The 13,773-nt window shown below is 65.2% G+C and carries 14 protein-coding genes; 3 read left to right on the forward strand and 11 right to left on the reverse strand.

Features of this window, described 5'->3' with window-relative positions:
- Nucleotides 1–48 precede the first annotated feature (48 nt).
- Together fmt and truA are read left to right on the forward strand one after the other, a co-directional pair.
- Complete coding sequence (fmt, locus tag AC0L2J_RS28120; protein ID WP_473395167.1) at nt 49–972, forward strand: methionyl-tRNA formyltransferase; 924 nt, start codon at nt 49–51, stop codon at nt 970–972.
- A 120-nt stretch (nt 973–1,092) separates the two neighbouring features.
- Entirely contained in the window at nt 1,093–1,830 is a 738-nt protein-coding gene (truA, locus tag AC0L2J_RS28125) for a tRNA pseudouridine(38-40) synthase TruA (protein ID WP_473395192.1), read from the forward strand.
- A gap of 157 nt (nt 1,831–1,987) precedes the next feature.
- On the opposite strand, the gene dapE is transcribed toward truA, so the two are convergent.
- The 11 genes from dapE to rpmH form a co-directional block, all read right to left on the reverse strand.
- Complete coding sequence (dapE, locus tag AC0L2J_RS28130) at nt 1,988–3,166, reverse strand: succinyl-diaminopimelate desuccinylase (RefSeq protein ID WP_473251205.1); 1,179 nt, start codon at nt 3,164–3,166, stop codon at nt 1,988–1,990.
- Entirely contained in the window at nt 3,163–3,816 is a 654-nt protein-coding gene (locus AC0L2J_RS28135; protein ID WP_473395168.1) for a DUF805 domain-containing protein, read from the reverse strand. Before AC0L2J_RS28135 ends, dapE begins: the two co-directional genes overlap by 4 nt.
- A 230-nt stretch (nt 3,817–4,046) precedes the next feature.
- Nucleotides 4,047–4,892, reverse strand: a complete 846-nt coding sequence (dapD, locus tag AC0L2J_RS28140) for a 2,3,4,5-tetrahydropyridine-2,6-dicarboxylate N-succinyltransferase (RefSeq protein WP_007604689.1) — start codon at nt 4,890–4,892, stop codon at nt 4,047–4,049.
- A gap of 194 nt (nt 4,893–5,086) precedes the next feature.
- On the reverse strand, nt 5,087–5,776 hold the full coding sequence (locus AC0L2J_RS28145) for a pyrimidine 5'-nucleotidase (protein ID WP_063994220.1): 690 nt from the start codon (nt 5,774–5,776) through the stop codon (nt 5,087–5,089).
- Between the two features lie 196 nt (nt 5,777–5,972).
- A complete protein-coding gene (locus AC0L2J_RS28150) occupies nt 5,973–6,959 on the reverse strand; it encodes a DUF1036 domain-containing protein (protein WP_473395193.1) in 987 nt (328 codons plus the stop codon).
- Nucleotides 6,960–7,114: 155 nt separating this feature from the next.
- The gene (gene argB, locus AC0L2J_RS28155) at nt 7,115–8,002 is read right to left on the reverse strand and encodes an acetylglutamate kinase (protein WP_007597683.1); all 888 of its coding nucleotides are present in this window, start codon (nt 8,000–8,002) and stop codon (nt 7,115–7,117) included.
- Between the two features lie 177 nt (nt 8,003–8,179).
- Nucleotides 8,180–8,545 carry a DUF423 domain-containing protein gene (locus tag AC0L2J_RS28160; protein ID WP_007604692.1) on the reverse strand — a complete coding sequence of 122 codons (366 nt, stop codon included), beginning with the start codon at nt 8,543–8,545 and terminating at the stop codon, nt 8,180–8,182.
- A complete protein-coding gene (gene yihA / locus AC0L2J_RS28165) occupies nt 8,545–9,198 on the reverse strand; it encodes a ribosome biogenesis GTP-binding protein YihA/YsxC (protein WP_473395169.1) in 654 nt (217 codons plus the stop codon). Before yihA ends, AC0L2J_RS28160 begins: the two co-directional genes overlap by 1 nt.
- A gap of 109 nt (nt 9,199–9,307) precedes the next feature.
- A complete protein-coding gene (gene yidC, locus AC0L2J_RS28170; protein ID WP_007604694.1) occupies nt 9,308–11,155 on the reverse strand; it encodes a membrane protein insertase YidC in 1,848 nt (615 codons plus the stop codon).
- 13 nt (nt 11,156–11,168) lie between these two features.
- On the reverse strand, nt 11,169–11,609 hold the full coding sequence (gene rnpA / locus AC0L2J_RS28175) for a ribonuclease P protein component (protein ID WP_007604695.1): 441 nt from the start codon (nt 11,607–11,609) through the stop codon (nt 11,169–11,171).
- A gap of 27 nt (nt 11,610–11,636) precedes the next feature.
- Nucleotides 11,637–11,771: a 50S ribosomal protein L34 gene (gene rpmH, locus AC0L2J_RS28180; RefSeq protein ID WP_008542748.1), complete on the reverse strand. Its 135-nt coding sequence runs from the start codon at nt 11,769–11,771 to the stop codon at nt 11,637–11,639.
- Between the two features lie 383 nt (nt 11,772–12,154).
- Here rpmH and AC0L2J_RS28185 point away from each other — a divergent pair, with 383 nt between their 5' ends.
- Nucleotides 12,155–13,654, forward strand: coding sequence for an ATP-binding protein (locus tag AC0L2J_RS28185; RefSeq protein WP_007604696.1), 1,500 nt, complete (start codon nt 12,155–12,157; stop codon nt 13,652–13,654).
- Nucleotides 13,655–13,773 lie beyond the last annotated feature (119 nt).

The following is a 13,773-nucleotide window of genomic DNA, read 5'->3' on the forward strand; positions in this document are numbered from 1 at the left end:
CCCCCACCCTCCCCCACAAGGGGGGAGGGAACGTACCGAGTCCTTGTCATGTCCCTCCGCCTGATTTTCATGGGCACGCCCGATTTCTCCGTGCCGACGCTGCTCGAGCTCATCGCGCATGGCCACGAGATCGTGGCCGTGTACACGCGCGCGCCGAAGCCCGGCGGCCGGCGCGGCCTGCAATTGCAGCCGACCCCGGTGGAAGAGGCCGCGCGAAAGCTCGGCGTGCCCGTGCTGACGCCGAAGACTTTGAAAACGCCGGAGGCGCTGGAAGAATTTCGCGCCTTCGATGCCGATGCGGCCGTCGTCGTCGCCTATGGTATGATCCTGCCGCAGGCGATCCTCGATGCGCCAAAGCTCGGCTGTTACAATCTGCACGCATCGCTGCTGCCACGCTGGCGCGGTGCGGCTCCCATCAACCGCGCGATCATGGCCGGCGATGCCGAGAGCGGCGTGATGGTGATGAAGATGGATGTCGGGCTGGACACCGGCGACGTCGCCATGGCGGAACGGCTCGCGATCACGGACAATATGACCGCGCGCGATCTGCACGATCGTCTGTCCCGGCTCGGTGCCGATCTGATGGTGCGCGCCATGGCCGCGCTCGATCGCGGCGGGCTCCAGCTTAAGCCGCAGAGCGAGGACGGCGTCACCTATGCCGCCAAGATCGACAAGGCCGAGGCGCGGATCGACTGGACCAGGCCCGCGCGCGAGGTGCTGCGCCATATCCACGGCCTGTCGCCGTTTCCCGGCGCCTGGGCCGAGCTTGAGAATGCGCGGGTCAAGATTCTGCGCTGCGAGCTGGCGAACGGCACGGGCGCACCTGGCGAGGTGCTCGACGATCACCTCACCGTCGCGTGCGGCGAGGGCGCAATCCGCCTTCTCGAGCTCCAGCGCGAAGGCAAGGCGCGCATGCAGGCCGCGGACTTCCTGCGTGGCGTGCCGTTGAAGGCAGGCGCCCAATTCAAGTGACGCTGTCATACCCCGCGAAGGCGGGGTATCCAGTACGCCGAGGCTTCTCGGTCGAACGGATAGGCTGCGGAGTACTGGATCGCCCGGTCGAGCCGGGCGATGACAGCGAAACTGGACAAGATGCCCCGCTACAAGCTCATCATCGAATATGACGGCGCGCCGTTCTTCGGCTGGCAGGTGCAGGAGACGCTGCCCTCGGTGCAGGGCGCGCTGGAAGCGGCCGTGAAGGCGATGACCGGCGCGGATGCGCGCGTGCACGGTGCCGGGCGCACCGATGCCGGCGTGCATGCGCGTGGCCAGGTCGCGCATGTCGATATCGACAAGCAGTTTCCGCAGGGCCGTTTTCGCGATGGCTTGAACGCGCATCTGCGCCCGCATCCCATCGCCGTGCTCGAAGCCGAGATTGTGCCGGAGACTTTCGAGGCGCGCTTCTCGGCCGTGAAGCGCCACTACCGCTATCGCATCGTCAACACCCGCGCCAATCTCGCGCTCGATGCCGGCCACGCCTGGCGCGTGCCGCGCCGGCTCGACGCCGATGCGATGCATGCGGCGGCACAACGGCTGCTCGGCAAGCACGATTTCACCACCTTCCGCGACACCGAGTGCCAGGCCAAATCGCCGGAGAAGACGCTCGATCAGCTCGACGTGTTGCGCGATGGGCGCGAGATCACGATTCTCACCTCGGCGCGCTCGTTCCTGCACAGCCAGGTGCGCTCGATGGTGGGGTCACTGATGTGGGTCGGCGAGGGCCGCTGGACCGCCGACGATCTCTCCGCAGCGCTCGCCGCGCGCAACCGCGCCGCCTGCGGCATCGTCGCCCCGCCGGACGGGCTGTACCTGATGCAGGTGGATTATTAGGAGCGGGGAGTTCTCGCCTCCCCACCGGCGTCATGCCCCGCGCAGGCGGGGCATCCAGTACGCCGCGGCGTCTCGGCTCAATCAGCGCTGTCTCTGGAATACTGGATCGTCCGCCTTCGCGGACGATGACAGCGGAGAATCGCGCGGCAGTCGTGGCCTACCCAAAATACCTCGCCAAAATCCCGCGATACACCTTCGTCAGCTGCTCCAGGTCCCTGACCGGCACACGCTCGTCGATTTGGTGCATGGTCTGGCCGACCAGGCCGAATTCGATCACCGGGCAATAGCTCGAAATGAAGCGCGCATCCGAGGTGCCGCCTGAGGTCGACAGCTCCGGCTTGCGGCCCGTCACCTCCTCGATCGCGGACACCGCGAGTTCGGTGAACGGGCCGGGCTTGGTCACGAACACGTTCGAGTTCGAGGGCTCCCAGACGATGCGGGCGCGGATGCGGTTGCCGCAGGCTTTTGTCAGCCGCGTCTCGACCAGCTCGCGCAGGCTCGCCTGGGTGTGATTGTCGTTGTAGCGGATGTTGAATTTTGCGCGGGCTTGTCCCGGGATGACGTTGTTGGCGGTGTTGCCGACGTCGACCGAGGTGAATTCGAGATTGGAGGCCTGGAACGCCGCGCTGCCATGGTCGAGCGGCTCGTCCGAGATCGCCACGATCAGCCGCGCGATATCAGGTACCGGATTGGCGGCGCGGTGCGGATAGGCGACGTGGCCCTGCACGCCGTCCACGTAGAGCGTGCCGGATTGCGAGCCGCGGCGGCCGACCTTGATGGTGTCGCCGAGCGTCTCGACGTTGGACGGCTCGCCGAGCACGCAATGGTCGAATTTTTCGCCACGCTCGGCGGCCCACTTCAGCAGCTTGATGGTGCCGTTGATGGAGACGTCTTCCTCGTCGCCGGTGATCAGGAACGAGATCGAACCCGAGCCTGATGTTTGGCCGTCGCTGCGCGGCTTGCCGTCGTTCGCGGCGAGATGCTCCAGCACCGCGGCGACCGAGCAGGCGATGCCGCCCTTCATGTCGACTGCGCCGCGGCCATGCAGAAAGCCGTCCTTCACCTCGCCGGAGAACGCGCCGACGCTCCAGGCGCTCTCGTCGCCCGGCGGCACCACGTCGGTGTGGCCGGCAAAGGTGATGTGCGGCCCGTCAGTGCCGATCCGAGCATAGAGATTGTCGACGTCGGCGGTGCCGGGCTCGCTGAAGGTGACGCGGTGGCATGTGAAGCCGGCTGCGGTGAGAACCTGTTCGAGCACGCCCAGCGCACCGGCATCGGCCGGGGTTACCGAGGGGCAGCGGATGAGATCGCGGGCAATCGAGAGAGCATCGGTCATGCACCCCGCTTAACATGCATGCCGCCGGGCGGGCTAGCACTGGGCGGGACAAATTCGATCTCGCTCTGCTGGTCCCAGCTTTTCGTCGCAGGCGGGGCGGGCGCGGAGTCATCTTCAACCTCGGCCAACGGATCGGGGCCGAACCGGTTGTCGCCGGAGGTGCCGGGGACAATGAACATTTCCACGAGGCCCCAAAACCACGGAATGTGCACGGCCCAGGCGAGGGCAAGAACCCAGTTTGATTCGGTCGGCAGCAGGTCCGAGAACTGGTCGAACAACGCGGGCACGACGAAGAACGGAACCAGCCACCACCCGCTCCGGTCGCGATCGTGCAGTCGCTTGGTCGCGGTTGCGAGGTAGATCCACAGGAATAGCGAGCTGCCGAGCACCTTGAGGATGAGGGTCGCGCGATCGGTGGTTGCCAGCAGACGGTAGGCCCTGGGATCGACCACGTTGAAGATGTCGTCGACACCGAAATCGAAGTCGACCTTGAAGTTGAAGGCGAAAGTTGCGGCCCCGTTCAGCACCTTGATGGCCTGGTCGATCATCCCGAGCATGCAGGCCAGCAACATGACGATCAGCAGCGCCTGCCACAGCAGGGCGCGGTTGATGCGGCCGTCGAAGCGGAAGAGATACCACGTCCAGTCCATGCCAAAGGCTCCGGGCGGGAGAGGCCGCCCGGATGTTGGTCGCGATGGGGGAAGGGTGGGTTCGATGCCGCTGCCAGACCCGTCATCCTGAGGTGCTCCCCTGCGGTGCAGAGCACCGCAGGGGAGCCTCGAAGGATGAGCGGCCACGATGCTGCTGGCAGCCGGGCCGTCGCCCTTCGAGGCTCGCAGAAGAGGCGAGCACCTCAGGGTGACGGTGAGATAGTTAGTCCCTAATCCCGCAGCAGCTCGTTGATGCTGGTCTTGGAGCGCGTGCGCTCGTCGACGCGCTTGACGATGACGGCGCAGGCGGTGCTCGGGCCGATCTGGCCGTTCTTCATGGGCTTACCGGGCAGCGCGCCGGGAACGACGACCGAATATTCCGGCACCTCGCCGATGAAGATCTCGCCGGTCTCGCGGTCGACGATCTTGGTCGAGGCACCCAGGAATACGCCCATCGACAGCACCGCGCCCTTGCGCACGATCACGCCCTCGGCGACCTCGGAGCGCGCGCCGATGAAGCAATCGTCCTCGATGATGACAGGCTCGGCCTGCAGCGGCTCGAGCACGCCGCCGATGCCGACGCCGCCGGAGATGTGCACGCGCTTGCCGATCTGCGCGCAGGAGCCGACGGTCGACCAGGTGTCGATCATGGTGGATTCATCGACATAGGCGCCGAGATTGACGAAGGACGGCATCAGCACGACGTTGCGGGCGATGAAGGCCGAGCGGCGCACGATAGAGCCGGGGACGGCGCGGAAACCGGCGTCGCGAAACCGGTTCTCGCCCCAGCCGTCAAACTTCGAGGGCACCTTGTCCCACCAGGCCGCCTTGCCGGGGCCGCCGGGAATGGCGCCCATGTCGTTGAGGCGGAACGAGAGCAGCACCGCCTTCTTCAACCATTGATTGACCTTCCACTTGCCGTCGGTGCCTCGCTCGGCAACGCGGGCCTCACCCTTGTCCAGAATCTCCAGCGCGTGATCCACGGCCTCGCGGACCTCGCCCCTGGTCGAGGTCGAGACGCCGTCGCGCGCCTCGAAGGCGCCGTTGATGGTGGATTCGAGGGCGGACAGGGACATCGGGATTTCCTCACAGGCAGGCGGGAATTTGCGGTGATTTGGAGCGCTTTTTCGGGATTTGGGGGGACGGAGTCAAGCTTGGTTCGGTGTCATCACCCGCGAAGACCGTAGCCCGGAAGGAGCGAAGCGCATTCCGGGGCGGTCTCACCGCAACAAAGCCCCGGATTTCGCTCGCGCTCCATCCGGGCTACCGTTCAATGCGACAGCCTGCCCAAAAACCCCGCCAGATCATCCGTGACGTGGTCGACATGGGCGGCGTCACGGCCCGCGAGCTCCCAGTCCTCACGCACGACCTCTTTCGTCCCGTCCGGCACCACCAGCACGGTGGTCATGCCGAGCTCGTGCGGGACGGTGAGGTTGCGGGCGAGGTCCTCGAACATCGCGGCGCGAGTCGGATCGACCGCGTGGTCGGCGAGAAACTTGCGGTAGGTCTGCGGCGCCGGCTTCGGCTCGAAGTCGGCGGCGATGATGTCGAACACGCCGTCGAAATGCGTGGCAAAGCCGAGCCGGGCCAGCACCGCATCGACATGATCGACCGAGCCGTTGGTCAGGATCAGCTTTCGTCCCGGCAGTTTTGCGATGGCCTCGCCCAGCGCCGGGTTCGGCTCCAGCGGGGAGTGGTCGATCTTGTGGACGTAGGCGAGATAGTCGTCGGCGCGGACGCCATGCAGGGTCATCATGCCGCGCATGGTGGTGCCGAAGCGCTGGTAATAATCCTTCTGGATCTTGCGCGCTTCCACCGGCGTCAGATTCAGCCAGTTGCAAACGAACTCGGTGATCCGCGCATCGACCTGCTGCCACAGATTGACGTGGTGCGGATAGAGCGTGTTGTCGAGGTCGAACACCCAGGTGTCGACATGGGCGAAGGCGCGGGGAGATTTCATTTTCACTCTCTATCCGTTGACCGCGGCGGCGCTCCACCCTCAATCGTCGTCCTGGCGAAAGCCAGGACCCATAGGCCGTGACGGATCATTGGGGCACTCTGGTCGTCGTTCTCTGCCAAACCCAATCCTGCGGTCATGGCTCCTGGCTTTCGCCAGGACGACAGCGGAGTGCGCGTCCTGATCACAACACCACCAATCACGGCATCGCAAACCGCAGCGTCTTGCCGCCGCTCGACATGTCCACCGCGCCAAAGCCCGTGGCCGCGAAGCCGCGCGCGCCGCAGTCGGTCTGCTCGTTGGTCTCGAACTTGGTCTCGCGCGTGCAAAGCTGCCTGTCGCCGCCCCAGTTCAGCGGCTTGTCCTTCAGCTTGACGATTCGGTTGTCGGCGTCGATGGCTTCCGCAAAGCTGAAGATCTGCCTCGGCTGGCCGCTGACATCAGGGTGCAGGCAGGTCTTGGGGTCGATGCGATACCAGCCGCGGCTGGTCACCGCCTTGCCGTCGTCGGTGGCGACCGCCGCCATCACCTTGTGCGTGGTGTCGTTGCACCAGGTGAGGCCGGTCGCAGACGGGGTCTGCACGGCATCGACCATGGTCTTGAAGAAGTTCGGCGACGAAAGGATGTCGGAGGACAATCCGCGGCTCTTCAGGAAGGCGGCCAGCGCGCCTTGCGTCTTCGGCCCGTCGACGCCGTCGATCGGCGCGGCGTCGTAGCCTGCGATCACCAAAAGCCGCTGGATGCCGGCAAGGCGGGCCTGCTCGTCGTCATATTCGGAGTCCTCGGCGAGATAGGCGACGAAATTACCGTCCGCGCCTTGCGTCGGCGTGATCTGGGTGAAGGCGGCCTGGGTCTGGCCGCTGCGGCACTGCCGCGCGGCCGCGATGACGAAATTGTCCTGCGCGACGCACAGCGTGTCGCTGCCGTTCTGCGGGATCGGGGATGCGCCGTAGACGCCAAGCGCGCGGGCGTTGAGCAGGATGCGGTCGGCGGAGAGCGTGCCCTGCACCACCACGCGGCAGGTGGCGGGGTCGATCCTGAACCAGCCGCGCGTCGCGGTCGCCGCCTTGTCGTCGATGCCGATCGCGGCCTCGACGACATAAGACATGCGATTGCAGATCTTCAGGTCGGCGAAGGCCGGTGCGGAGGAGAACACGAACGAGATGGCCGCGGCAGGGAGGGTCATCAGGAAGCGCGTCAGGACGGAGCGGCGCTGCCGCCTCGCGCTCCGCTCGTCATGGCCGGACTTGTTCCGGCCATCCACGTTCTTGGCGCGGGACAAAAGGTCGTGGATGGCCGGGACAAGCCCGGCCATGACGGCTTTCTTTGGCCCGCTCTTCATCACTTGTGGATCAGCGTGCCCGTGCCGGTGTTGGTGAAGAGCTCGAGCAGCACCGCGTGCTGCATCTTGCCGTCGATGATGACGACACCCTCCACGCCCTGTTCGAGCGCGTAGATGCAGGTCTCGACCTTCGGGATCATGCCGCCGGAAATGGTGCCGTCGGCGATCAGCTTTCGCGCGTCCTTGACCGAGAGCTGCGGGATCAGCTTCTTGGACTTGTCGAGCACGCCCGGCACGTCGGTGAGCAGCAGCAGTCGCTTCGCCTTCAGCGCGCCGGCCACGGCACCTGCGAAAGTGTCGGCGTTGACGTTCAGCGTCTGGCCCTCTTTCGAGGTCGCGAGCGGCGCGAGCACCGGGATCAGCTCGTAGCCGATCAGCTGGTTGAGCAGCGTGAGATCGACTTTCTCGGGATCGCCGACGAAGCCGAGATCGACCGCCTTCTCGATGTGCGAGTCCGGATCCATGATGGTGCGCGTCGTCTTGGACGCCTTCACCATGTTGGCGTCCTTGCCGGATAGCCCGACCGCCTTGCCGCCGGCCTCGTTGATGTAGCCGACGATCTGCTTGTTGACGGAGCCGGCGAGCACCATCTCGACGATCTCGATGGTCGCGGCATCGGTGATGCGCAGGCCGGCGGCGAATTCCGAGACGATGCCGAGTCGCTTGAGCATGGTCGCGATCTGCGGGCCGCCGCCATGCACCACCACCGGATTGATCGCGGTCTGCTCGAGCAGCACGATGTCGCGGGCAAAATTCTTCGCGGTCTCTTCGTCGCCCATGGCATGGCCGCCATACTTGATGACGATGGTTTCCTCGTCATACTGCTGCATGTGCGGCAGCGCTTCGGACAGGATGCGGGCCTGGTCGAGCGGGGAGATTTCGGTCATGAGGCGGATCTCGCTGGCGGGATACTCGGGCCGCGTTCTATCCGATTGGCGCGTGGGGCGCAAAGTGGTCTTCGTACCCCCGACGCAGCCGCGTAGCCCGGATGGAGCGAAGCGTAATCCGGGAATCTGCTCATGCAAGCTCTCCCGGATTGCGCTTCGCTTCATCCGGGCTACGGATCACCGCTGCCCCACCACCGCCGCGAGCGTCACCGCCAGCCAGCTCAAGATCATCACCGACCCACCCGTCGGCGCCGCATATGGAAACAACGAATGGCCGGCATATTGCCGCAAGGTGAGGTCGCCCGCGAACAGCGCGGCGCCGGCTGCGAAGCCGGACGCGGCGACGATGCCAATTCCGTCGTGCAGAAGGCCACGCCCGAGCAGGGCGACGGCCGCGAGTATGGCGGTTGCATGAAACAGCAGCATGGCGCTTGCGGCGGCGAGCCGGCTCGCATCGCCGCCATGCGCGGAAGCCGCGGCCAGCGCGACGCCGGCGGCGCCCATCACACCGGCAAGCCCGATCAGCAGGCGGAATGCCGCCATCACGAGGTCCGCTCTTCCAGCAGCTTTGCGATCGCGGCGCGCAGCTCGGCCATGCCGGTCGCGCTCCGTGACGAGGTCGCGAGCACGTTCGGGAACGCGGCCGGACGTTTGGCGAGCGCGGCCTCGGTCTCGACGATGCGCGATTGAAGCTCGGTGGTCTTGATCTGGTCGGCCTTGGTCAGCACGATCTGGTAGCTGACCGCGGAGCGATCGAGTGTCTTCAGGACTTCGAGATCGACGTCCTTGAGGCCGTGCCGCGCGTCGACCAGCACGTAGACGCGCGCGAGGTTGGCGCGTCCGAGCAGGAATTTGTGGATCAGCTCGGTCCAGGACGCGACCTGGCTCTTCGGCGCCTTGGCATAGCCATAGCCGGGCATGTCGACGAGGCGCAGGTCACTTTTCCCGGGGACCTCGAAGAAGATCAGCTCCTGGGTGCGGCCCGGCGTATGCGAGGTGCGCGCCAGCGCGTTGCGGCCGGTCAGCGCGTTGATCAGGCTGGACTTGCCGACATTGGAGCGGCCGGCAAAGGCGATCTCCAGTCCCGCCATTGGCGGCAGCGTTTCAGTCGAGGGCGAGGCCCAGATGAACTGCCAGTCGCGCGTGAACAGCTTTCGCCCGACCTCGATCAGCTTCGCATCTTTGTCGTCAGTCATGCGAAGGCTCTTTGCTTGCTGTCATTCCGGGGCGATGCGAAGCATCGAACCCGGAATCTCGAGATTCCGGGTCTGGTGCTTCGCACCAGCCCGGAATGACAGAGTGGAGCTACGTCGCCTTCTTCGCGAACGTCGCCTTGAGATTATCGAACAACTCCACCTTCACGCCGTTGCGGCGCATGATGAAGCTCTGCTGCAGCACCGAGAGCGTGTTGTTCCAGGCCCAGTAGATCACGAGGCCTGCCGGGAAACCCGCCAGCATGAAGGTGAAGATCAGCGGCATCCAGTTGAAGATCATCTGCTGCGTCGGATCCGGCGGCGTCGGATTCAGCTTCATCTGGAACCACATCGTGATGCCCATGATGATCGGCCAGATGCCGAGCGCCAGGTAGTGGCCGAACACCGGGATCGTGGTCGGATCGAACGGGATCAACCCGAACAGAGTGAACAGGTTGGTCGGGTCCGGCGCGGAAAGATCCTTGATCCAGCCGAAGAACGGCGCGTGCCGCATCTCGATGGTGACGAACAGCACCTTGTACAGCGAGAAGAACACCGGGATCTGGATCACCACGGGAAGACAGCCGGCGACCGGATTGATCTTCTCCTTGCGGTAGATCTCCATCATCTCCTGCTGCTGCTTCACCTTGTCGTCGGGGTAGCGCTCCTTCAGCGCCTGAAGCTGCGGTTGGACCGACTTCATCTTCGCCATCGAGGCGTAGGACTTGTTCGCCAGCGGGAAGAACAGGAGCTTCACGATCACGGTCACGAGCAGGATCGAGATGCCGAAATTGCCGAAGAAGCGGTAGAAGAAGTCGAGGCCGAGGAACATCGGCTTGGTGATGAAGTAGAACCAGCCCCAGTCGATCAACAGATCGAAATGGTTGAGGCCGAGTTCCTTGTTGTAGCCGCCATGGCCGGCGAGCGGGAAGTTGATGCCGACGACGCTGGCTTCCTTCGCGCCGGCGAACAGCCGCGCGTTCGCGGTCGCGGAGCCGCCGATCGCGACGGTGACGGGATCGAGCAGATAATCGGTCTGGTAGGTGTGGACGTTGCCGCTCGGGTTCGACGAGAAGCGCGCCTGAATCTGCGCACTGGTGTCCGGCAGCAGCGCCGAGGCCCAGTATTTGTCGGTCATGCCGAGCCAGCCATTGGTGGCCTTGAAGTTCACCGTCCTGGCTTCGTCGATTTTCTTGTAGGCGTATTCCTGCAAGCCATCGAGATAGCCGATCAGGCCTTCATGCAGGATGTAGTAGCCGGAGACCTGCGGCGTGCCGTGGCGCGAGATCAGCGCGAACGGATAGAGCGTGACCGGCGCGTTGCCGACATTGCTCACCTCGTCCTTGACGGTGAAGAGGTAGTGGTCGTCGACCGCGATGGTGCGGCGGAAGCTGAGGCCTTCGCCATTGTCCCATTTCAGCACCACCGGCGTGGTCGGCGTCAGGCTGCCGCTGCCGTCCTGCTGCCAGACGGTCTGCGCGTCCGGCAGTTTCGCCGTCACGCCCGTGGCCGGCACCCAGCCGAACTCGGCGTAATAGGGCTCCGCGGTCCCCGAGGGCGAATACAGAATAATCGGGGGTGACTTCGGATCGACCGTTTCGCGGAATTGCACCAGCGCGACATCGTCGATGCGTCCGCCCTTCAGCGAGATGCTGCCGGCGATCCGCGGCGTCTCGATCTTCACGCGCGGGCTGGCGGCAATCGCAACGTCGCGCGCAACGACCGGCTGGGCTTGCTGGTTCGCGCTCGGCGTCGCCGGTTGGGCCGTGCTGCCGGCCTGCGGCGTGGCGCCCGGCGTCGCGGAAGCCGTCGGCTGCGGCGTGGTCTTCTGCAGCTCGGCCTGCGCCTGTTGCTGGGCGCGCTGCTTCTCCATAGCCGGCATGTTGTAGAAATACTGCCAGGCGATCAGCACGAAGCCCGACAGAATGACGGCGAGGATGGTATTGCGGTTGTCGGTCATCATTCTCTCGTCATCAATCCGGTTTGCGGCTGGTCGCAGGAGCGGGGCCGGGCTTTAAGCCGTCGGTTCTTGAGTCGGTTTTTGGGCTGCTTCTTGGGCCGCGTCCCTTGTGCGTATGCCGCGCGGGCTTCGCGAACGCCATGCGCAGATCGTCGAGCATGGCGGCGAAGTCGCGCGAGAGCGCGTCCCTTCGGCCGACCAGCACATAATCATGATGGGGCTGCATTGACACCGGATCGAGCCGCTTCACCAGTTCGCGAAGCCGGCGCCGGATGCGATTGCGCTGGGGAGCGTTGCCGTTCTTTTTGGTGACGGTGAAGCCGATCCGGATCGGACCGCTGTCGTCTCGGTCAAGGCTTTGGCGGTCAAGGCTTTGCAGGACGAACGCGGGACTATTCACCCGCGCGCCATTGGCAACGGCGAGGAAATCCGCTCGCTGCCTCAGCCGATCCATGATGAAATCCCAAAAAGGGGGTCCGGCTCAGGCGCTCAGACGCTTGCGGCCGCGGGCGCGGCGGGCGGCGAGCACCTTTCGGCCGCCGGCCGTGGCGAGACGGGCACGGAAGCCGTGACGGCGCTTGCGCACCAGTTTGCTGGGTTGATAAGTCCGCTTCACGGGTTTTTCTCCGCTGACCGGGCAATTTGCCTGTAGAATTGATGATAAAGTCCGGAAGATGCTGCCCAAAATGGGCCTTTTTCGGCCCCAAGAGAGCCGCTCCCGGCGTCACACCGGGTCATCGCGGACAATTGGCCGGCTTATAAGCGAGCGCCTTCTTTTCGTCAACGCCGCACAAGAGCTCAATTCCGGCGAATATCGCTGTTTGTGCGGGGTTTTTAACCCTTGAGGTAGCGACTCGCCAGATCTGCGCTTACATCCGACCTTGGCAGATTGACGATCTGTAATTTGACCGCGCTGGGGGCGGGCCGCATCTTCATACGCGCCAACACCCTTCACCCGGCGACATCTTTCATCCGGCAAAGGCAGCGAGGGCGAATTTCGTGGCAGCGACAGACCTCCAGCCGATCCAGGATGGGGATCAGCGGGACCCGCCGGCGGCGCTGCCGCGCGGGACGCGCGGACTTGGGCTGTCCGGCAAGCTGCTGCTGCTCACCGTTCCCCTGGTGATGATCGCGGCCATCCTGCTCTACGTACCGGCCATCGCCAACTTCTGGGTCAACCGGCTCAACGACCGCGTCGCCGCGGCCAACACGGCGGCGCTGGTGCTCGATGCGGCGCCGCTCGGCATGGTTCCCGATTCGCTGTCGCGCGAGATCCTGAAAAGCATCAATGCGCGCGCCGTCGCCATCAAGATGGGCCAGCAGCGCCGTCTGCTCGCCAGTGACAATCTGCCCGCGGCGATCGAGCACGACATCGACCTGCGCGACATGACGGCGTGGGAGGCGATCACCGGCTCGTTCCGGATGATGCTGGAGACCGGCAACCAGGCCATCCGGATCGTCGGGCCGGGCGTCGGCAACGCCCAGTTCATGGAGATCGTCACCGACGAGCTGCCGCTGCGGCAGTCGATGTACCGCTTCTCCCGCAACGTCGTGGTGGTCGCGCTGATCATCGCGGTGCTGACCGCGGGCCTCGTCTATCTCGCCATGCATTATCTCTTCGTGCGCCCGATGCGGCGGCTGACCGCGAGCCTGGTCGGCTTCCACGAAAATCCCGAGAGTTCGGCGGGGATCATCGTGCCCAGCCAGCGCAGCGACGAGATCGGGGTTGCCGAGCGCGAATTGTCGGACATGCAGCGCGACCTGATGTCGATGCTGCATCAGAAGAGCCGGCTCGCCGCCCTCGGCCTCGCCGTCTCCAAGATCAATCACGATCTGCGCAACCTGCTGGCCTCGGCGCAACTCCTGTCCGACCAGCTCGCCAGCGTGCCGGATCCGCGGGTGCAGCGCTTTGCGCCAAAACTCGTCCGTTCGCTCGAGCGCGCCATCGCCTTCTGCCAGTCGACCTTGTCTTACGGCCGCGCCCAGGAAGCCGCGCCCGACCGGCGCATGATCATGATCGAGCCGGTGGTGCTGGAGGTGCGCGAGACCGCTGGCCTTGCCTCCGACGCCTCGATCGCCTGGGTCGCCGCGATCGAGCGCGGGCTCGCGGTCGACGCCGATCCCGACCAGCTCTTCCGCGTGCTGCTCAACCTCGTCCGCAACGCCGCCCAGGCGCTGGAAAGCCATGCGTCCGCTGAGGGCGGCGCGCAGCAGATCCGGATCACGGGAAAACGCGAGGGCGCGGTCGCCATCATCGAGGTCTCCGATACCGGCCCTGGCGTGCCGCAGAGGACCCGCGAACATCTGTTCGAGGCGTTCCAGACCTCCGGCCGTCCCGGCGGCAGCGGACTCGGCCTTGCCATCGCCGCCGAGCTGGTCCGCGCCCATGGCGGCGACATCCATCTGGTCGAAGGCACCATCGGTGCCACCTTCCGGATCGTCATCCCCGACCGCCCCGTAGAACTGCTCTCCGTCCGCAACGAGCGGGCGCGGGCGTAGGTCGGCCAGCGGCCGAGTGCGGAAACCGTCATGTCCCAGCAAAATCTCCCCAATCCGGACCTTGCCAATTGGGGCAAGAGCGGTTAGTCAAAGCGCTCTTTCGCACCCCTCCGGCGTAG

This window comes from Bradyrhizobium sp. MV1.5 (assembly GCF_055807615.1).

What these genes read in the sequence shown, in the direction of transcription:
- truA (WP_473395192.1), top strand. Translation starts at nt 1,093, where the DNA reads ATGCCCCGCTACAAGCTCATCATCGAATATGACGGCGCGCCGTTCTTC.
- yihA (WP_473395169.1), bottom strand. Translation starts at nt 9,198, where the DNA reads ATGACTGACGACAAAGATGCGAAGCTGATCGAGGTCGGGCGAAAGCTG.
- dapE (WP_473251205.1), bottom strand. Translation starts at nt 3,166, where the DNA reads ATGACCGATGCTCTCTCGATTGCCCGCGATCTCATCCGCTGCCCCTCG.
- argB (WP_007597683.1), bottom strand. Translation starts at nt 8,002, where the DNA reads ATGACCGAAATCTCCCCGCTCGACCAGGCCCGCATCCTGTCCGAAGCG.
- AC0L2J_RS28150 (WP_473395193.1), bottom strand. Translation starts at nt 6,959, where the DNA reads ATGACCCTCCCTGCCGCGGCCATCTCGTTCGTGTTCTCCTCCGCACCG.
- yidC (WP_007604694.1), bottom strand. Translation starts at nt 11,155, where the DNA reads ATGACCGACAACCGCAATACCATCCTCGCCGTCATTCTGTCGGGCTTC.
- AC0L2J_RS28135 (WP_473395168.1), bottom strand. Translation starts at nt 3,816, where the DNA reads ATGGACTGGACGTGGTATCTCTTCCGCTTCGACGGCCGCATCAACCGC.
- fmt (WP_473395167.1), top strand. Translation starts at nt 49, where the DNA reads ATGTCCCTCCGCCTGATTTTCATGGGCACGCCCGATTTCTCCGTGCCG.
- dapD (WP_007604689.1), bottom strand. Translation starts at nt 4,892, where the DNA reads ATGTCCCTGTCCGCCCTCGAATCCACCATCAACGGCGCCTTCGAGGCG.
- AC0L2J_RS28160 (WP_007604692.1), bottom strand. Translation starts at nt 8,545, where the DNA reads ATGGCGGCATTCCGCCTGCTGATCGGGCTTGCCGGTGTGATGGGCGCC.
- rnpA (WP_007604695.1), bottom strand. Translation starts at nt 11,609, where the DNA reads ATGGATCGGCTGAGGCAGCGAGCGGATTTCCTCGCCGTTGCCAATGGC.
- AC0L2J_RS28145 (WP_063994220.1), bottom strand. Translation starts at nt 5,776, where the DNA reads ATGAAATCTCCCCGCGCCTTCGCCCATGTCGACACCTGGGTGTTCGAC.